The sequence below is a fragment of the Arthrobacter sp. NPDC080082 genome, from assembly GCF_040686595.1.
In the GTDB taxonomy this organism is placed as follows: Bacteria; Actinomycetota; Actinomycetes; order Actinomycetales; family Micrococcaceae; genus Arthrobacter.
Window position 1 is genome coordinate 82,289 of the sequence record NZ_JBFBKQ010000006.1, and the last position, 19,326, is coordinate 101,614.

The following is a 19,326-nucleotide window of genomic DNA, read 5'->3' on the forward strand; positions in this document are numbered from 1 at the left end:
GATGTCATGCCTCCGGAGGTTTACCTCCATAGGCATCCCGCTACCGGCATTGAACGTTTCATGTGAAACAGGTTTATTGAGAGGGATTGGCTCGTCTCTCCGCGCAAGCAACCGCGATGCACACACTGGCCGTGTGTGAGGAGATGGGTGGTGGTTACCCTCTTGACGCAAGAACTAGGGAGAAATGTCGAGCGTCCAAGAGCTGATAGAGAAGAATGTAAACCGTAATAGCTAGAAGAGGGATGATCCGTGTTTTGAATGTGGTTGACTTGGCAGTGTTTGCGGTCGCTGAATCACGGCTTCACTTCTTTGTGAGGCCTGATCATCTCTTTAGAGACTGGAGCAGATGGAACCGCATCAGCACTCCTCCTGGTGGCTTTCGAATCCGATCAAGATGCACGTATTCGGTCCAGCCGTTTCGATCCAGGGCCCTCACCGCAAGGGCAGCTGAGCGTGAATCCATTCTGCGGCGAACTCTCCCTTGGGATGCGGGACTCAGAGAATGCCGCCAAGGGTGCCAACAGCTAGTTCAGGGTGTCTCGAAAAGTAGGCGAACGCACATGTCATGTTTCACGTGAAACAGTGGATGGGCACTCCAGTTCCGGGCGAGTGGTTCCTCCGAAAGGTCGCAGCAATCTAATTTCAGTTGCGGTGAGTCGGTTTTCATCCGCCGGAGCCCAGTGCTGCTACTGCACGTTTCACGTGAAACACGACGGTGTCGGCACTCCGCAGGACGGGTAATAACGCCAAGGCGTTGGACAACTAAATGGATCAATTCCTTGATTCACCGAAAAAATTGACCTGCTTGTCGAGGTACTCCTGGTGACTCTAGTACGCAGCCCCCGTGACATTGGGTTTCTGGGGCTCTAAGGAAATTTACTCTGCATATACCTTCGTATTCGGTTGATATCCAACCGGTAGAACGCTCACTCTGCTGAGTGAAACCAAGCAGCCAGGAGAAAACAGTCGCGCGAACCGCGATATCTCTCTCATCGGAACAGAAACGAAAGGGCGGCGCTCCCCTAGTGGGGAGAGCCGCCGTCGCCGTGCTGAGACCGGCCAGTGCCGGTCAGGAGAAACTAGGACAGGACGTCCGCGAATTCCTTCTCGAAGTACTGCTTCGGGCGGGCGCCGATGACGCTGCCCTTCACTTCGCCACCCTGGAAGAGGTAGACGGCCGGAATCGAGGTGATGCCGTATTCGGCCGCGATGGCCGGGTTGTCATCGACGTTAACCTTGACCACGTCGACTTTTTCGCTGTACTCGACCGAGATCTCGTCCAGAATAGGGCCCAGCTTGCGGCACGGGCCGCACCATTCGGCCCAGAAGTCGACGATGACTGGCTTGTCGGAAGCGAGCACATCAGTGCTGAAGCTTGCGTCTGTTACGTCTTTTGCGTTGCTCATAACCTTGTCCTTTTCGTGGAGGGGTAGCGTGCTGTTCTAGGCGACCGGGAGGTCTGCGAGGTAGTGCTCGACGTCGACGGCCGCGACACAGCCGGAACCGGAGGCGGTGATGGCCTGGCGGTAGGTCGGGTCGATGACGTCGCCGGCGGCGAAGACACCCTTGACGCTGGTCTTCGAGGACCGGCCCTCGACGGCGATGGTGCCCTCCGGGGTGAGATCCAGCTTGCCCTTGACCAGGTCAGTGCGGGGATCGTTGCCGATCGCGACGAAGACGCCGGTAACGGCCAGCTCGGACTCGGTGCCGTCCAGCAGGTTCTTCACCCGGAGTCCGGTGACCTTGTCACCGCCGAGGACATCCTCGACGCCGGTGTTCCAGACGAAGTTGATCTTCTCGTGGGCCAGGGCTCGGTCGGCCATGATCTTGGAGGCGCGCAGCGTATCGCGGCGGTGAACCACGGTCACGGAGCGGGCGAACTTGGTGAGGAAGAGAGCCTCTTCCATGGCGGAGTCGCCACCGCCGATCACGGCGATGTCCTGATCCTTGAAGAAGAAACCGTCGCAGGTTGCACACCAGCTGACGCCGTGGCCGGAGAGGCGCTTCTCGTTGGCCAGGCCCAGTTCGCGGTAGGCAGACCCGGTGGACAGGATGATGGCCCGTGCGCGGAAGGTCTCCCCCGTCGCAATGGTGACGGTCTTGATGTCGCCGTCGAGGTCCAGCTCTGTGACGTCCTCGAACTGGATCTCCGTGCCGAACCGGGCAGCCTGCTTCTCGAAGTTCTCCATCAGGTCAGGACCCATGATGCCCTCGGGGAACCCTGGGTAGTTCTCGACGTCGGTGGTATTCATCAGTTCGCCACCGGCGGTGACGGAGCCCGCCAGGAGCAGCGGCTTCAGGTTGGCGCGTGCCGTGTACACCGCGGCGGTGTAGCCGGCCGGCCCCGAGCCGACGATGATGACATCACGTACTTCGGACGCGGTGTTTTCTGCGTTGCTCACTGAACGGTGAACCTCTTCCTTTGTCGATGCACCCGCCAGGTTGGCCGGCCACATGGCACAACTAAGCGCACCGGGTGAATATTCCGCGCACGCCTTTGGACGGGGCCTAGCCCCGTCCTTCTAGGGTACCGGTGTGGAGCCGCCGGGACGGCCCGGAACGGCTACTGGACCTTGATCTCCGCGAGCCGCAGGCCGAAACCGTAGCGGGTCTTCGGGGCGGCCAGCTTCGGCAGGTTCTTGATCTGGATGATGACGTACTGCGCGGTCACCGGTTCCTGCAACGGCAGCGTCAACTCCGGCGAGGTGAAGCTGTTGCTGCCCACCAGCTTGGCGCCGTCGAGCGAGGGCTGGTCGGCGGTGTAGACGCTGATGTTGCCGCCGGAGGCACCGAGCTGGCTGAGCGTGACGGAGGAGACCTTGGCCTGGCCCTTGAGCTTGACCACCAGCGGGACGCCGTCCGGAGCGAAGCCGCCCCAGGCGTCGGTGGCGAATTCCATGTCGGACCAGTAGCTGGCGGCGTTGCCGTCGTACGTCTTGACCAGGTCGCCGTCGTAGGTGGCCGCAAAGTCGAAGTTGCCCTGGCGGGACACGGATTCGATCGCCGGCGGAACCGCGGCCGGCGGGGCACTCTGGCTCGTCGATGGCGTGCCGGACTGCTCGGGGGTACCGGTGGAAGTCGAGGTCGTCTTCGCTGCCTGCGGTGTGCCGCCCTTGAAGAGGCCGCCCAGGTTGGTGACCGCGAAGATCAGGCCGATGACCAGGACGGCGGCCAGCAACGCGCCGACCAGCCACCGCATGGAGCGGGGCTCGCGGCGAGGTGCGTCATCGTCATCGTCGTCGTAGTCCCCCGGGCCGTCCGTGGCGGGTTTGCGGGCAAAGGCGGGCAGGGTTGCGGCGGCGCGGCCGGCTGCGGGGCCGGAGGACTTCTCCCGTGCCATCGTGCGCTGGTCCGGGACGGCGTCGTCGTAATCGTCGTCCTGCCACAGGGAAACCTTGGGGTTCGACGGCGTCGGAGCGGACTTCGCGGACTGTGCCGGCTGGACCGGGTTGGCCACGGTCGGCTGCGGCGCGGCGTCCTGCGGTGCGGTCTTCGGGGCCTTCGACGGTTTCGCTGCCTTCGCGGCGGCCGCGCCTGCGGCTGCTCCGGCAACACCTGCGGCGGCGGCCGCTCCGGCTCCCCGGTGCTCCGTCTTCGGCGCTGCTGCCGGCGGGGCGGGGGCCTGCCGCGGCGGAACCACCGGCTGGGTGGCTGGCCGCTGCTGCTGGTCGCCGTAGTTGATGTAGCCGGCGTCGACTTCCTCGTCGTCGTAGAGGCCGTCATAGGTTTCGGGCTCGTTCGACCGGGCCTGGCCGAAGATCTCACTGCCCAGCGTGTCGGTGAAGAACGGCTCCACGTAGGGCGGGTTGGAGCTGACCACGAGGTCCAGCAGGTCCGCCGCGGAGGTGTGGTTGGTGATCAGGTAGGTGGCGTCGTCACTGACTCCGAGGTCCAGGATCTGCACCTGTCCGGGGCGTTCGCCGGTGGCCACCTCGCGGGCGCTCTGGGCCACCTGGTCGGCGTTTCCCGGGCCAGCAACGAGGATGCTCACGGGACGGTTCAGCACCTGGTCCACGCCGTCCAGCACCAGATCCTCGTCATGCGAGGTCAGAACCGTGGCGGTCACCTTGTAGCGGCCGCCGAGTACTGATCCGACATCGATCGGGTGGGACACGTGTTCCTCCTAGGCTGTCCGGAACTGCCGGCCCCGGTGACGTTAACGGTCAACGCCGGCCCCCGGTAAAGCCGGTGGACCCCAGGTCTGCAACTCCCCTTGTTAGTCTTCGATCCTAACTGATGCTGGTGTTGCGCCCGGTGACCACGGCCTCCGTTCGGGGTGCGGCTTACTTTTTGTTGCCCTGCCCGTCCGGGAAGTACGGGTTGCGTCCGGGGTCGCCCTGGTAGGTGCGGCGGCCCGGCAGTGGAATCTCCGTCTGGCCCGCCCCGCCCCGAGACGTGGCGGGCCGTTCCTCCTCGGGGAGGTAGCCGCCGTCGGGGCCCCAGCCACTGGTGTCCTCCTCGCGGACGTCCGGACCCACGCGGAAGGACGCCGAATCGAACTCTCCCGAGATCCGCGGGATGAGACCGGTGTCCAGGGAGGTGGTGGCCCGCTGGGGGACCGTCCGGACCGGTGCGGTCCGTGCCGCCGGAACCTCCCCGGCTACTTCCTCGCCCGAGCCGGAACCAGCCTCGCCCGTGGCGTCCGCCCCTGTCCCTGCGGCGCCTGCCGCACCCGCGGCGGCCGGGCGGCGGCGCAGCCTGCCCAGCAGCGGCTGCAGGAGGTCCTGGAGCTCGCTCACCCGCAGCACCCGCAGCAGCACGAAGTAGACGGCCAGCATGATGGGGCCGACGACGGCGACGGTCGCCAGTGCGGCGATCCGGCCGCTCCAGGCGAAGCCGTCCGGGTTGTAGCTGCCCAGCAGCCAGAGGGCGCCGGTCCCGGCGATAGCCGAACCGAGGGCCGCGTAGCCCATCTTGATGTAGGAACTGGCGACGCGCGGGCCGTCCAGGTGGCCCAGGAGCCGCCGAAGGAAGCCGGCGCTGACGATCACGGAGAGGATGTTGCCGCCGGTGTAGAGGAGTGCAATGGCGAAGATGATCCGGTCGAAGGGCAGGAACTGGATGAAGAAGGCCGCCACCACGTTCACCAGGGCCAGGACCAGCTGGATGTAGAAGGGGGTGCGGGCGTCCTCGTTGGCGTAGAACACCCGCGACATCATGAAGTTGGCGCTCATGAACGGGGTGCTGAGGGCCAGGATGGTCAGGGTCTGGGCCAGCATGACCCCGTCCTGCCGGTCACCGCCGGAGAAGAACATGCCCAGCGGGCCGGCCAGTGCGAAGAGGGCCAGTGCACCGAAGACTGTCGCCACCGCCATGGTGCGCAGGCCGTGGCTGAGCGCGCGGCGGAGTCCGGCCCGGTCCCCGTCCTGGGAGGCGCGGGTCATCCGGTTGAAGAGCACCGTGGCGAGCGAGAGGGCGATGATCGAGTGCGGCAGCAGGTACAGCTGGCTGGCCACCTCCAGCACGGCGTTGCCGGGAAGCGTGGCGGCCGCCTCGGTCTGTCCTTCGGCCTGGAGCCGGAGGCGTTCGGCGCCGGGGATGGTCGCGATGCGCATGATGTAGAGGAAGGCCAGCTGCCCCACAGCCGCCGTCGCCAGCGTCCACACGCTGAGCTTGGCGGCCTGTCCCAGCCCCACCCCGCGCCAGCCGAAACGGGGACGCAGCCCCAGCCGGAGCCGCAGCACGGGGATCATCAGGATGGCCGTCTGCGCCACGACGCCGATGGTGGAGAACCCGGCCACCAGCAACGTCTGGAAGGATCCCCAGTTGTCCAGCGTGTGCGGGTTGGCCTCGTTGGTGCCGAGGATCCAGATGAACATACCGAGGCCGGCGATGGCGACGACGTTGTTCAGGATCGGTGCCCACATGGCGGGCCCGAACGCGCCGTTGGCGTTCAGGACCTGGGTCAGCAGGGCATAGAGGCCGTAGAAGAAGATCTGCGGCAGGCACCAGAACGCGAACGCCACGGCCAGGGACTTCTGCTGCGGTGAATACCCCTGGGTGGTCAGGTCAATCACGGTGGGCGCCAGCAGCGTCACCACCAGCGTCAGGGACAACAGCACGACGACGGCCAGGGTGAGCAGGCGGCTGATGTAGTCGGCGCCGCGGTCCGGGCCCTTGCTGGCCTTGATGATCTGCGGGACCAGGACGGCGTTGAAGACGCCGCCGGCCACCAACAGGAAGATCAAGTTGGGAAGGTTGTTGGCATTGATGAACGTGTCGGTGACCGTCGAGCCGAGGCCCAGGGCCAGCGCCAGCATCCAGGTCTTGGCGAATCCGAGGAACCGCGAGACCAGGGTCCCGGCGGCCATGACGGCGCTGGACCGGGCCTCTCCGGCGCGGGCGGCCTGGGGGGCGGCGGCTTCGGAGGGTGCGGACTTCTCGGGCTGGGGCTGGGCGGCAGACATCATTCTCATCGTCTCACCCGGGCGGCCGAATAGGCGCAACCGCGGCCCGTACGGACGTGGTCCTAGCGGTGGTCGGGAAGGACTTCGCGGGCGAGGTCGGCGATGCGGCGCTCATTGGGGAAGGACAATTTCCGCGCCAGTTCCGTCAGCGGCACCCACGCCACGTCCACGGCTTCCTGGTCGGGATCGTTCTCAATGGTCAGTTCGCCGCCGGTGGCCTGCAACAGATAGTGGTGGACCGTCTTGTGGACCCGGTGCCCGCTGACGGTGAACCAGTAGTCGATGCTTCCCAGCGGGGCGAGGATCTTGCCCTCGATGCCGGTCTCTTCGGCGATCTCGCGGACGGCCGCTTCCTCGTTGCTTTCCTTGCCTTCCGGGTGGCCCTTCGGCAGGCACCACTCGAGGCGGCCGCCGCGGTTGAGCCGGGCGATGATCGCCACGCGCAGTTCGGCGTCGGATGTATCCACCACGACGCCGCCCGCGGAAACTTCCTCCACGGTAGGCAGGGAGGCCTGGCCCGCGTGCTGCTGCGCCGGCGCGACGTTGCCACCGATTGCCGAGGGCAACGGTGCGTTCGTCCTCCTGCCGGGAGCGCTCGGTACGGGGTGGGCCATAAAGTCCACTCTAACTACTCTTGCCCGGACTTGATGACCTAAACGTGACGGGAAAGTGGACGGCGGGAAAATCGGATTCGGCCCGCCCCCGCGGGCCGCCGCGGACGGGCCGGTGTCCCCGGTCCGTCCCGGTGTGGTGCTGGCGGGGATTTCTGACAAGCTTAAGAGACTATGTCGCACCCACATCACCAGACCGAGTCCCACCCCGTCGATTTCCAGGTTGACCCGGTGGTCCTTGAGCTGGGGCGGCGTTTTGCCGACGCCGGCCACGAACTCTCCCTGGTCGGCGGCCCGGTCCGGGACCTCTTCCTGGGCCGTGAATCGCCGGACCTGGACTTCACCACCGACGCCACCCCGGACCAGACCGTCGCGCTGATCAAGAAATGGGCCGACAACTTCTGGGAGATCGGACGCGCCTTCGGGACCATCGGGATGCGCAAGGCCGGTTTCCAGATCGAGATCACCACCTACCGCGCCGAGGCCTACGACCCCGAGTCACGGAAACCTGTGGTGGCGTTCGGATCCTCCCTGACCGATGACCTGCTGCGCCGCGACTTCACCATCAACGCCATGGCCCTCCGGCTGCCCTCGATGGAACTGGTGGACCCGTTCGGCGGGGTCCGGGACCTGCACGCCTCCACGCTGTCCACGCCCGGGTCGCCCGAGGATTCCTTCTCGGACGACCCGCTGCGGATGATGCGGGCCGCCCGCTTCGCCGCGCAGCTGGGTGTGACCGTCCACCCCGACGTCCGCCGCGCCATGACCGCCATGGCGGAGCGGATCAAGATCATTTCCAACGAGCGTGTCCGCGACGAGCTGGTCAAGCTCATCTGCGCCGCCCAGCCAAGGACCGGCGTCGACCTCCTCGTGGACACCGGCCTGGCCGAATACGTGCTGCCCGAGGTGTCCGCGCTTCGGCTCGAATCGGATGAACACCACCGCCACAAGGACGTCTACCAGCACTCGCTGCAGGTCCTGGAGCAGACCGCGGGCCTGGAGACCGGCGCCGAAGGCCCCGTCCCGGGCCCTGACTTCGTGCTGCGGTTCGCGGCCCTGATGCACGACGTCGGCAAGCCGGCCACGCGGCGCTTCGAGGCGGGCGGCGCGGTGAGTTTCCGGCACCACGACATGGTGGGGTCGAAGCTGACCGCGAAGCGGATGAAGGCGCTCCGCTTCGACAACGACACCATCAAGGCCGTTGCGCGCCTGGTGGAACTGCACATGCGGTTCTACGGATACGGCGACGCCGGCTGGAGCGACTCCGCCGTCCGCCGCTACGTTACCGACGCCGGCCCCCTCCTGGAGCGGCTGCACCGGCTGACCCGGTCCGACGTAACCACCCGCAACCAGCGCAAGGCCGAACGCCTCGCCTTCGCCTACGACGACCTTGAGACGCGGATCGCCGAGCTGCGCGAGCGGGAATCGCTGGAGGCGGTCCGCCCGGACCTCGACGGCGGCGCCATCATGGCCCTGCTGGGCCTCAAGCCGGGACCCGTCGTCGGCCGCGCCTACAAGTACCTGCTGGAAGTACGGATGGAGAACGGGCCGCTCGAGCCCGCCGCCGCCGAAGCCAAACTGCTGGAATGGTGGGCGGCGCAGCCGGAATCCGCCGCCGTCGCACCCTCTGAGGAGTCCTAATGCCCGCACCCGCCAACGGCCCCCGCCCCCAGCTCTGGATCCTCCGCCACGGCGAGACCGAATGGTCCAAGAGCGGCCAGTACACGGGCCTGACGGACCTTCCCCTCACGGTGGAGGGCGAGCAGCAGGCCGTGGAGGCCCGCAAGGTCCTTGACGGGGTCGACTTCGACCTGGTGCTCACCTCGCCGCTGCGCCGCGCCCGCCGCACGGCCGAACTGGCCGGCTTCCCCGACGCACGGCTGGAAACGCTGGCGGTGGAGTGGGACTACGGCGACTACGAGGGCATCAGCTCGGACCTGATCCGGAAGGACAACCCGGACTACCTGATCTGGACCCACGGCGTGCCAAACGGTGAAGCGCTCGACGACGTCGCGGCTCGGGCGGACAAGATCGTGGCCAGGGTGCTGGAGTCCGGCCTCGACAATGTCCTGGTCGTGGCGCACGGGCATTTCTCCCGCATCCTCACCGCCCGGTGGCTGGGACTGGACGCCCACGAGGGACGGCATTTCGTCCTTGGTACAGCCAAGGTCTGCACCCTGGGCTGGGATAAAAAGACCCCTGCAGTGGTGCGCTGGGGCCTCTAAAACGGCTCCCTTAAAATTTTTTCCCATAAAACTTTATGGATTAAGTGGTCAACCCCTGCATTCATCATGTAGTTTTATTTCCAACCCCAGAGGCGTCCCGCCGGGGTATCGGCGCTCACCGCCCGGCCTGTCAGCCGGAGCGATGGCACAACAGAAAAGGAGGTTGGGAAAATGATTACTTTGACTCGCGGATGGATGTTCACCCTCACCGCCAACCCGGCCTCCGTTGTTGCCTGGCGCCCGAATTTTGGAATGCACACCTGCTGATTCCGCTGATCGCCGGCCACGTGCCGGGATTGCAGAACCGCCGCTAGCCCGACTCCTCCCGCATCAGGGACGGCGCGGGCTTCGGCGGGACAGTTGCCGGTAAAGCCTCCTTCTTCATCACCTTCGCCCTGCCAGGCCATCACAACGCGCGGCACCACAATTCGGAACTCTGTTTCCCGGCGGTGCATCTTTCACGCTCAGTCCCGGCATTCTTCGCTTGGCGAATTCACGCACTAAAACGGCTCTTCTTTTGCTGCCCTTTTAGTGACATTATCTGCAATTTATCCGGGGTCTATTTGTCATGCCCAAATATCCCGTAAATTCCTTCCCTCTTCACCCCAGGAGTACACGTGTCTGTCGTTCCGTCCCTGACCCGCCCCACACCGCACCCCGGAGCCCTGCCGCTTCGGCCGGATCCCGCCCAGACTTCCATCCCGACCCTCCGGAGGGAGGTGAAACCAATGAAACGACAGCTCCCCCGCGTGCCGGTCTTCCGTCCGCGGCCCGGCCGCAAGGAACGGACGCAGTTCAACGCCCAGCTGCTGGAACAGCGGCGTGAAGACGTCTACCTGACCCTGCACCAGATGGGCCTGATCCGCTGATTCGCTGCTGCCCCGACCGCCCAGGTCACGCACACCGCAGCAGCCATCAGAGGAGGACCCATGAGATTGACCATTCCGAGCTACCCGCCAGGAGCCCACGCGGCAACGCGTGGGCTCCCCCGTTTAACCGGCCGCCCGTCGTCCCCAGGGCCACGTCCGGCCGCCGCGAACCCCCGGTAAGCTCATGGCATGCAGGAGACAATGCCGCCGGACCAGCACCGGAGGAGCCGACTGGTGGTTCCCACCCGCAGTGACCGGCTGCTACGGAACTTCACCGAACTGATCGGCGGACCCATGGGGCGCCGCGCCGCGCCCGGTGTCGTCTCTCCCGGCCTCTTCACCGTCCCGAGGGTGCTTGGAATCCTGACGGTCCTGGCCGCGCTGCTGGCACTCCTGGTCAAGGGCTACTGCCGGAGCAACGGCTGGGAATCCCCCGGCCAGTTTTACGCCACCTGCTACTCCGACTTCCCCGAACTCTTTCGAAACCGCGGACTGGGCAATGGCGCCTTCCCGTTCGTCACCGCCGGAAGCTACTTCGAATACCCGGTCCTGATGGGCTTCATCGCCGGAGCCACCGCCCTTCTGGTACCCGGCTCGGGAACCGGCGCCGGCCGGGTCCTCGCGTACTTCGACGTCAATGCCACCCTGGTGGTGGCCGTCTGGATCGTCGTCGTCCTCGTCACCGCCCGCACGGCCGGCCGGCGGCCCTGGGACGCCGCCATGGTGGCGCTGGCCCCCGGCATCATCCTGGCCGGATTCATCAACTGGGACATGTGGGCCGTGGGTTTCCTGGCCCTGGCCATGTACTTCTTCTCCCGGAACCACCTGGTCCTGGCCGGCATCTGCATCGGGCTGGGCACCGCCACCAAGCTCTACCCGCTGCTGATCCTCGGCGCCATCCTGGTGCTCGCGCTGCGCACCGGACGGATCCGGGCGTTCCTCGCCACCGCCGGGGCGGCCGCGGCGGCGTGGCTTGCCGTGAACCTTCCCGCCCTGCTGGCAGACCCGGCCGGATGGAAGTACTTCTACCAGTTCACCGAGTCCCGGCCCGCCGGCTACAGCTCACCCTGGTTCGCGTACAACCTGGTGGCCGGCCGGCTCGGCTGGAAGCCGCTGGAGGCGGCCGTCATCAATTCCCTGGCCATGGACCTGTTCCTGGCCGCCTGCGTGCTGATCGCGCTGCTGGCCCTGGCCGCCCCGCGCCGTCCCCGCCTGGCGCAACTGGTTTTCTTGATCGTGGCCGCCTTCATCCTGACCAACAAGGTCTACTCGCCCCAGTTCGTCATCTGGCTCATCCCGCTGCTGGCCCTGGCCCGGCCGCGGTGGCGCGACTTCCTCATCTGGCAGGCCATCGAGGCACTGCACTGGGCGGCCGTGTGGATGTTCCTGGGTCAGGTCACCAGCGGCGGCCCCTCCCAGCACAACATCGACATGCCCTACTACGTCCTGGCCGTCGTCGCGCACATGCTGGCCACGGCATATCTGATGGCGCGGGTGGCCTGGGACGTCGTCGAGCCGGACCGGGACATCATCCGCCGGCAGCGCGTGGACGATCCCCATGGAGGTCCCTTCGACGGCGCCGCTGACCGGCTGCGGATCGACCTCCGGCACCCGGCGTCCTCGGTCCTGCCGTGGCGGACGGCGAAGGTGGGCTCCGATGCCTGACGTCGCGGTGGTGGGAGCGGGCCCCAACGGCCTCGCCGCGGCCGTGACGATGGCCCGCGCCGGCCTCGCCGTGGACGTGTACGAGGCCGCACCCACCCCCGGCGGCGGCCTCCGGACCATGGAACTGATGGAACCGGGCCACCTGCACGACGTGTGCTCGGCCGTCCATCCCATGGCGCTGGCCTCGCCGTTCTTCCGCGAGTTCGGGCTCTCCCGGCGGATCGACGTCGTGACCCCCGAGCTCTCCCACGGGGCGCCCCTCGACGGTGGCCGGGCCGCGCTCGGCTACCGCTCCCTGGGGCGCACGGCAGCCGCCCTGGGCCGCGACGGCGCTGCGTACCGGCGGCTGATGACCCCGCTGCTGCAACGCCTCGAGGGAGTCATGGACGTTGCCCTCAACCAGCTGCTGCGGATCCCCAGCGATCCCGTCGCCGCCGCGGTCTTCGGCCTGCGCACCCTTGAACAGGGCACCCGGCTGTGGGATGCCCGCTTCCGTGAGGATCTCGCCCCCGCGCTCCTGACCGGGGTGGCCGCCCACGCCGTCGCCCCGCTGCCCACCCTCCCGGCCGCCGGCGCCGGCCTGGTCCTCGGTGCCCTGGGACATGCCGGGGGCTGGCCCATCCCGGTGGGCGGTTCCTCCTCCATCGCACAGGCGATGATCGCGGACATTGAAGCGCACGGCGGCCGGATCCACACCGGCACCCGGATCGATGCCCTGACGGACCTGCCGCCGGCACGGGCCACCCTGTTCGACGTGGCCCCGCCCGGGCTGCTGCGGATCGCCGGCAACCGGCTCCCGGCCCGTTACCGCCGCGCCCTGGAGGACTACCGGTTCGGCAACGGCGCCTGCAAGGTGGACTACATCCTCTCCGGCCCCGTCCCCTGGGCCGCCCCGGAGCTCGCCGGGGCCGGCACGGTTCACGTCGGCGGAACCCGGGCCGAGACCGCCGAGGCCGAGCACCTGGTGGCTTCCGGGCAGCACCCGGAGCGGCCCTACGTCCTGGTCTCCCAGCCCTCCACCTTCGACACCGGCCGCGCCCCCGCCGGCCGGCACATCCTCTGGACCTACTGCCACGTCCCGGCCGGGTCCACCGTGGACATGGGCGCCGAGGTCACGGCCCAGCTGGAGCGATTCGCCCCCGGCTTCCGGGACCTGATCGTGGACCAGCGGGTGACCACGGCGGCGGACCTCGGCGCCTACAACGAAAACTATGTCGGCGGGGACTTCAGCGCCGGGGCCATGGACCTGCGCGGTCTGCTGGCCCGTCCGGTGTTCCGGCCCGTCCCGTGGCGGACCCCCGTCCGCGGGCTCTATCTCTGCTCTTCGGCCACCCCGCCCGGGCCCGGCGTGACCGGCATGCCCGGCTTCCACGCCGCCCGGCACGCGCTCCGGGACGTCTTCGGTCTCCCGGTTCCCGCACTGGGCCCGGTGGGGGACGCGGCCGCCGGCTAGTGCGCGCCCTGCAGGGCGCCGAGCGAGAGCCGACCGTCGGCCATCGTGGCGACGGCGTCGGTGTGCGGCACCAGGTCCGCGTCGTGGGTGACCATTAGCGTTGCGACGCCGAATTCGTCGGTGACCTCCCGCAGCAACCGGACGATGTCCCCGCTGCGCTGCTGGTCCAGCGCCGCCGTCGGCTCATCCACCAGCAGCAGGGCCGGGTCGGCCATCAGGGCCCGGGCGATGTTGACGCGCTGCCGCTGGCCGCCGGAGAGCTGGTGCGGCCGGCGGTCTCCCGCGGCGGCCAGGCCCACGCGGTCCAGCAGCGTCCCGGCGCGCTCCCGGGCCTGCCGCGGCTGTTCTCCGCGCAGGTGCGCTGCCAGGAGGAGCTGTTCCACGGCGGTCAGGGAGGGCAGGAGGTTGGGCTGCTGGAAGATGATCCCGACCCGGTCCCGCCGCAGCGCCGAGCGGGCCGCGTCGGACAGGGACCCCGCGTCCTGGCCGGCCACCAGGACGGTGCCGGAGCTCGGGCGGATCAGGGTGGCGGCCACCGCCAGCAGCGATGACTTCCCGGATCCGGACGGACCCAGCAAGGCCAGGAACGTGCCGGCGGCCAGGTCCAGGCTGACCCGGTCCAGGGCGCGCAGCGTGCTGCCGCCGTCGGGGTAGTCGAGGGTGACGTCGCGGAGGCTGAGGACGGACTTCATGAATATGCCTTTCGAGGAATGTTTAGGGTGAGGGTGCGGGTGCCGGTGGCACGCCGCGTTAGTTGCCGCCGAGGGCCAGCAGCGGGTCCACCCGGGTGACGCCGCGGACCGCGAGGACGGAGGCAGCGAGCCCCAGGAGCACGACGCCGGCGACGGGCAGCAGCGTGGTGGCCGGGCCCGTGAGGAACGGCGCGGCCTTCCCGGCGAGCAGTCCGCCGAAAGCGCCCGCCGCGCCTCCGGCCAGGGCCCCCGCGGCCAGCACGGCGGCGGCCTGGACCATGGCGTCCCGGAGGATGTATCGGGTGGAACCGCCGAGCGCCTTGAGGACGGCGATGTCACGGGTCCGCTGGACGGTCCACACGGTCAGGAAGGCGGCCACCACCAGGGCACTGATGCCGTAGAGGAAGGACTGCATCAGCAGCAGGGAACCGTTTTCGCTGCGGTAGGAGCCGAGGGCCTGGAAGGAGCCGCTGCGGGTGGCGCTGACGGTTCCCGCGGCGGCGTCGGCGGCGCCGAGGTCCGTCCCGGCCGAGGTGCCGACGGCCAGGACCGTGGCCACGGCGGCCGGGTCGGTGAGGTGTGAGAGGGTGCGCCAGTCCGCCAGGGAGGTCCAGACCACGGCGGTGTGCGAGTACCACTGGTCCGGAACCACCGCGGCGACGGCCAGGGAGCTGCCGCCCACGCTGACCCGGCGCCCCGGTGCGAGGTCCAGGTCCTTGGCCAGGCCGGCCCCGATCACCACGGTGCCCTCGGCCACCTGCGCGGGGGCCAGCGCGCCGTCCCCGGTCACGCCGAAGACGGCAACATTCGCCGAGCCGGCGGGTTCCCCGCCCGGGGCCACGGCCTGCAAGCGGGTCTGGCTGATGCCCAGCGGCTCCGCGCTGGTGACGCCGTCGTGGTTCTTCCAGCGGGCCAGCTGGGCCGCGGTGACGGAGGACTCCGTGTAGGAGGCGGTGGGTGTGGTCCCGGCGGGGGCGCCGAACACGATGTGGTCCGCCGGGAGGGCGGCGATGGCGGAGGTTGACTGGTTGCCGAGGCCGGCGGTGAGGCCGGAGAGCATCACCAGCAGCAGGGTGATCAGGGCGACGACGCCGCCCATCAGGGCGAAACGGCCCTTGGCGAAGCGGATGTCGCGGAGAGCGAGAAACATGGGTGTCCTTTGCGGGTTGAAAAGCCTTTCTTCCACTCTGGCCGGGGCCGGTGCCCATTCCATCGGGTGCCCGGATGATCCCGGCGGGACGATCGGAGGGGTGCCGGATCATCCAAAAGGATGATTACGGTGTCCCGCGGGCCATTGGCGGGCTCCCGGGCAGGATGCCAAAGCTAGGCTGAGGACATGGAAAGGGAAGCGGGGGACACCCGGCAGGCGGCGGGCACGGCGGTGATCCTGCGCGTGCTGCGCGTGAGCCTGCACGTCGGCTTCGCGGTGCTCCTGCTGGTGGCGGTTGCGCGGCTGCTGGCCGGCGGCCTGGGCACCGGCGCGGCCTGGCTGCAGCTGGTCCTGGCCGTCGCCCTCGCCGGGGTCTACCTGGCCGGGACGGTCCTGGAGAAGCGGCACGCGGCGCTGCCCGGCCGTTTCGACCCGAGTCCGCACGCCCGCTGGTGGCTCGCGCTTGTGTGCCTGCTCTGGCTGGCCCTGATCGCCGGCAGCACCGACTTCGTCTGGCTCGCCTTCCCGCTGTTCTTCCTCCAGCTTCAGGTGCTGCCCCGGGCGGGTGCCCTCGCCGCGATCGCCGTTAGCACCGCCCTGGTCATCGCCGCGCTCTGGTTCCACGGCGGCGGCCCCGCCGGGACGCCGCTGCAGCTGCCGATGGTGCTGGGACCCAGCTTCGGCGCCGCGTTCGCCGTCGTCACCGGCCTCGCCTACCGGGCGCTCTACACCGAGGCGAAGGAGCAGCGCCGCGTGGCGGAGGAACTCCGGCGCACCCGCGCCGAGCTGGCCCGCAGCGAACACGACGCCGGCATCCTCGCCGAACGCGCCCGGCTGGCCCGCGAAATCCATGACACCCTGGCCCAGGGCTTCTCCAGCATCGTGCTGATGGGACGCTCCGCGGAGCAGGCGCTGGCCGCGGGAGATACAGACCTCGCCGCCGCGCGGCTGCACACGGTCCAGGCCACGGCCGCCGGAAACCTGGCCGAGGCCCGCAACTTCGTCCGCGGGCTGCAGCCGCCCGTCCTGGAACGCGACTCGCTGCCGACCAGCCTGCGCCGGCTCTGCGAGAGTACGGAGGCCGAGGCCGCCGCGCAGGGAACGCCCCTGGCCTGCCGGCTTGAGCTCACCGGTACTCCCGTTGAGCTGCCCCGGCCCTACCAGGCCACCCTGCTGCGCGCCGCCCAGGCCAGCCTGGCCAACGTCCGCCGCCACGCCGCCGCCGGCACCGCCGTGGTCACGCTCGGATTCCTCGACACGGAGGTCACTATGGACATCTTCGACGACGGGCAGGGCTTCGACCCGCGGGCCACCGCGGGCCGCACGGACGGCTCCGGCTTCGGCCTGCGCTCCCTGCAGGACCGGCTGGCCGCGCTCGGCGGATCCTTCGTCGTCGAGTCCGCGCCCGGGGAGGGCACCGTGGTGGCGCTCCGCCTGCCGCTGGGCGGTGCGGCCGCGTGAACGACATCCGCGTCCTGCTGGTCGATGACCATCCCGTGGTCCGCGCCGGTCTGCGGGCCATGCTGGCCGGCTGCGAGGGCATCACCGTCGCCGCGGAAGCCGCCGACGGCGCCGCCGCGATCGCCGAACTCTCCCGTCTCCACACACTCGGCGAACCGGCCGACGTCGTCCTCATGGACCTGCAGATGGGCGCGGGCATGGACGGCGTCACCGCGACCGGCCGGATCCGCGCCGGCGCGGCCGGGACTCCCCCGCCCCCGGTCCTGATCCTCACCACCTTCGACTCCGACGCCGACATCCTGGCCGCGGTGGAAGCCGGCGCCAGCGGCTACATGCTCAAGGACGCCCCGCCCGAGCAGCTCCGCGACGCCGTCCTGGCCGCCGCCGCCGGCCGCACCGCCCTCGCCCCCGAGGTTGCTGCGCGGCTGCTCGGCCGGATCCGGAACCCGGAACCGGCCCTCTCCGCCCGGGAGCTGGAACTGCTGGAACTGCTGGCCACCGGCCTGGCCAACCGCGCCATCGCCAAGGAACTGTTCATCTCCGAGGCCACCGTGAAGACCCACCTGGCGCACATCTACGCCAAACTCGGCGTCGACAACCGGACGGCGGCCATTGCCGCGGCGACGCAACGCCGGATCATCCGCCCCGCCGGCGGGTGAGACTGCCCGGCGGGTGAACGCCGGGACCCCGGGGGACGCCGCGTGACACGGCGATATCCGGGGCTCAGGGCATAATGGCGCGAATGGGGAAAAAACACATACTGACGTTTGGCCTGACCGGACTGGTGCTCGCCGCCTCGTTGGTGGCCTGCGACGACGGCCGCTCGGGGGCCCAGGACGCCGCCAACAAGCTCGCCTCCGGCCTCTCCGCGCTCGACGTCGGCGCGGTCCCGTTCCAGGGCAAGGACTCCTCCGCCGCCAATGACCGGCTGCACGAGGCCTTCAAGGCCCTCGAACCGGCCAAGCCCACGGTCCACGGCGGCGACCTCACCGTGGACAAGGACACCGCCACCCTCCCGCTGGACATCAGCTGGACCATCGGCGGATCCGAATGGAAGTACACCGTGTCCGCCCAGCTGAAGAAGGCCGGAGACACCTGGCAGACCGTCTGGAAGCCGGACCTGCTGGCGCCCGGCCTGACCGACACCGAGGTGCTGGCCACCTCCACGCAGTCGCCCCAGCGGGCCGATATCCTCGGCGCCGGGGACGTGCCGCTGGTGACCTCCCGCCCGGTGGTCAACGTCGGCATCGACAAGCCCGCCCTCGGCGGGGCCGATCCGGCGGCATCAGCCGCGAAGCTCGCGGCCCTGGTGGGCGTGGACCCGGCCGGATACACCCAGCAGGTGCAGGCCGCCGGCCCGCAGGCCTTCGTCGCCGCCATCACCCTGCGCCAGGACGGCCGGACCATCACGGACGAGCAGATCGGCGCGATCCCCGGTGCCCGGGCCATCGCCGATGCGCTCCCGCTCGCCCCCACGCGGACCTTTGCCCGCGCCGTCCTCGGCTCCGTGGCCGAGGCCAGCGCCGAACAGATCGAGAAATCCGGTGGTGCCCTCAAAAGCGGGGACAGCACCGGCACGGGCGGCCTGCAGCAGCAGTACGACGCCCGGCTGCGCGGCACGGACGGCGTTCAGGTCTTTGCCCAGGTCCCCGGCCTCACCCCGGAACAGCGCCAGGCCCAGCCCAACGCCGGCCGCCGCATGCTCTTCCAGGTCGCCATGAAGCCGGGCGCCCCGCTGAAGACCACCCTGGATCCGAAGCTGCAGCAACTGGCCGAGGACACCCTGGCCAAGGTGGGACCGGCGTCCGCGATCGTGGCGCTCCGGCCCTCCAGCGGCGCCGTGCTTGCCGCCGCCTCCGGACCCGGCAGCAACGGCTACGACACCGCCATGCTGGGACAGTACGCCCCCGGATCCATCTTCAAGATCGTCGATTCCCTGGCGCTGATCCGCGGCGGCATGACCCCGGACAGCAAGGTCGACTGCCCCGCCACCCTGGAGGTGGACGGCCGGACCTTCAAGAACGCGGAGGGCTACCCTGCCTCCTCGCTGGGCTCGGTGGCCCTGCGGGATGCCTTCGCGCACTCCTGCAACACCGCCTTCATCAACGCCCGGGACAAGGTCAGCCAGGCCCAGCTGGAAAGCACCGCGGCGTCCCTGGGCGTGGGCGTCGACGCCCCGAAGCTCGGCGCGGCCGCGTTTCTGGGGTCGGTTCCCGGCCAGGCCGGCGGCACCGAACACGCCGCCTCGATGATCGGCCAGGGCAAGGTCCTGCTGTCCCCGCTGGTGGCGGCGGTGATGGCCGGTTCCGTGGCCAAGGGCGCCCCGGTGTCGCCGGTCCTGGTCACCAACCCCGATGCACCCGCCGGCACGGCGGGAACGACGGCCGGTTCCACCGGCTCCGCGTCTCCCGCCGCGACGGCAGCCTCAAGTGCTTCCGCCAGCGGGTCGCCGGGTGCGACCTCCTCGGCGACCGCCGCCCCGACGGCCTCCGGTACCCCGCTGACCCCGGCCGAGGCGGCGTCCCTGGCCGACATGATGCGCGCCGTTATCACCTCCGGGCACGCCGGCTTCCTCGCCTCCGTTCCCGGCGCCCCGGTGGGGGCCAAGACGGGCACGGCCGAGTTTGGCTCGGACAACCCGCCGAAGACCCACGCCTGGATCGTGGCTACGCACGGCGACCTCGCCGTCGCCGTCTTCGTGGAGGACGGCGGCCTCGGCGCCACCACCTCCGGGCCGCTGCTCAAGGAGTTCCTGACCGGCGCCGGCTAGGCCGGCACCCCGGAGCCCCGCGG

15 protein-coding genes are annotated in these 19,326 nt (G+C 69.2%); 8 read left to right on the top strand and 7 right to left on the bottom strand.

Features of this window, described 5'->3' with window-relative positions:
* Positions 1-1,079: 1,079 nt before the first annotated feature.
* The 5 genes from trxA to AB0O44_RS13465 form a co-directional block, all read right to left on the bottom strand.
* Positions 1,080-1,406: a thioredoxin gene (trxA, locus tag AB0O44_RS13445; RefSeq protein ID WP_290257117.1), complete on the bottom strand. Its 327-nt coding sequence runs from the start codon at positions 1,404-1,406 to the stop codon at positions 1,080-1,082.
* 36 nt (positions 1,407-1,442) lie between these two features.
* Complete coding sequence (gene trxB, locus AB0O44_RS13450; RefSeq protein WP_364138087.1) at positions 1,443-2,402, bottom strand: thioredoxin-disulfide reductase; 960 nt, start codon at positions 2,400-2,402, stop codon at positions 1,443-1,445.
* Positions 2,403-2,563: 161 nt separating this feature from the next.
* Complete coding sequence (locus AB0O44_RS13455; protein WP_364138090.1) at positions 2,564-4,114, bottom strand: ABC transporter substrate-binding protein; 1,551 nt, start codon at positions 4,112-4,114, stop codon at positions 2,564-2,566.
* Positions 4,115-4,283: 169 nt separating this feature from the next.
* The gene (murJ, locus tag AB0O44_RS13460) at positions 4,284-6,410 is read right to left on the bottom strand and encodes a murein biosynthesis integral membrane protein MurJ (protein WP_364138093.1); all 2,127 of its coding nucleotides are present in this window, start codon (positions 6,408-6,410) and stop codon (positions 4,284-4,286) included.
* 59 nt (positions 6,411-6,469) lie between these two features.
* The gene (locus AB0O44_RS13465; RefSeq protein WP_290257121.1) at positions 6,470-7,021 is read right to left on the bottom strand and encodes an NUDIX hydrolase; all 552 of its coding nucleotides are present in this window, start codon (positions 7,019-7,021) and stop codon (positions 6,470-6,472) included.
* 171 nt (positions 7,022-7,192) lie between these two features.
* Between AB0O44_RS13465 and AB0O44_RS13470 the strand changes: the two genes are divergently transcribed.
* From AB0O44_RS13470 to AB0O44_RS13490, 5 genes are all read left to right on the top strand, one after another.
* On the top strand, positions 7,193-8,659 hold the full coding sequence (locus tag AB0O44_RS13470) for a CCA tRNA nucleotidyltransferase (protein WP_364138096.1): 1,467 nt from the start codon (positions 7,193-7,195) through the stop codon (positions 8,657-8,659).
* Positions 8,659-9,243: a histidine phosphatase family protein gene (locus tag AB0O44_RS13475; protein ID WP_364138099.1), complete on the top strand. Its 585-nt coding sequence runs from the start codon at positions 8,659-8,661 to the stop codon at positions 9,241-9,243. Before AB0O44_RS13470 ends, AB0O44_RS13475 begins: the two co-directional genes overlap by 1 nt.
* Before the next feature lie 728 nt (positions 9,244-9,971).
* A complete protein-coding gene (locus tag AB0O44_RS13480) occupies positions 9,972-10,112 on the top strand; it encodes a hypothetical protein (protein ID WP_290257125.1) in 141 nt (46 codons plus the stop codon).
* A gap of 189 nt (positions 10,113-10,301) precedes the next feature.
* On the top strand, positions 10,302-11,777 hold the full coding sequence (locus tag AB0O44_RS13485; protein ID WP_364138102.1) for a glycosyltransferase 87 family protein: 1,476 nt from the start codon (positions 10,302-10,304) through the stop codon (positions 11,775-11,777).
* A complete protein-coding gene (locus AB0O44_RS13490) occupies positions 11,770-13,230 on the top strand; it encodes an NAD(P)/FAD-dependent oxidoreductase (RefSeq protein ID WP_364138105.1) in 1,461 nt (486 codons plus the stop codon). Before AB0O44_RS13485 ends, AB0O44_RS13490 begins: the two co-directional genes overlap by 8 nt.
* Here AB0O44_RS13490 and AB0O44_RS13495 read toward each other — a convergent pair.
* Together AB0O44_RS13495 and AB0O44_RS13500 are read right to left on the bottom strand one after the other, a co-directional pair.
* Positions 13,227-13,922 (bottom strand): ABC transporter ATP-binding protein, encoded by a 696-nt coding sequence (locus AB0O44_RS13495; protein ID WP_364138108.1) that lies wholly within the window; start codon positions 13,920-13,922, stop codon positions 13,227-13,229. The two genes, AB0O44_RS13490 and AB0O44_RS13495, sit on opposite strands and share 4 nt — an antisense overlap.
* Positions 13,923-13,980: 58 nt before the next feature.
* On the bottom strand, positions 13,981-15,072 hold the full coding sequence (locus AB0O44_RS13500) for an FtsX-like permease family protein (RefSeq protein WP_364138111.1): 1,092 nt from the start codon (positions 15,070-15,072) through the stop codon (positions 13,981-13,983).
* 186 nt (positions 15,073-15,258) lie between these two features.
* Here AB0O44_RS13500 and AB0O44_RS13505 point away from each other — a divergent pair, with 186 nt between their 5' ends.
* The 3 genes from AB0O44_RS13505 to AB0O44_RS13515 all read left to right on the top strand — a co-directional run bounded on the left by AB0O44_RS13505 (position 15,259) and on the right by AB0O44_RS13515 (position 19,303).
* Positions 15,259-16,533, top strand: a complete 1,275-nt coding sequence (locus AB0O44_RS13505; RefSeq protein ID WP_364138113.1) for a sensor histidine kinase — start codon at positions 15,259-15,261, stop codon at positions 16,531-16,533.
* Entirely contained in the window at positions 16,530-17,192 is a 663-nt protein-coding gene (locus AB0O44_RS13510) for a response regulator transcription factor (RefSeq protein ID WP_364138116.1), read from the top strand. Before AB0O44_RS13505 ends, AB0O44_RS13510 begins: the two co-directional genes overlap by 4 nt.
* A gap of 83 nt (positions 17,193-17,275) precedes the next feature.
* Positions 17,276-19,303, top strand: a complete 2,028-nt coding sequence (locus AB0O44_RS13515) for a penicillin-binding transpeptidase domain-containing protein (RefSeq protein WP_364138119.1) — start codon at positions 17,276-17,278, stop codon at positions 19,301-19,303.
* Positions 19,304-19,326 lie beyond the last annotated feature (23 nt).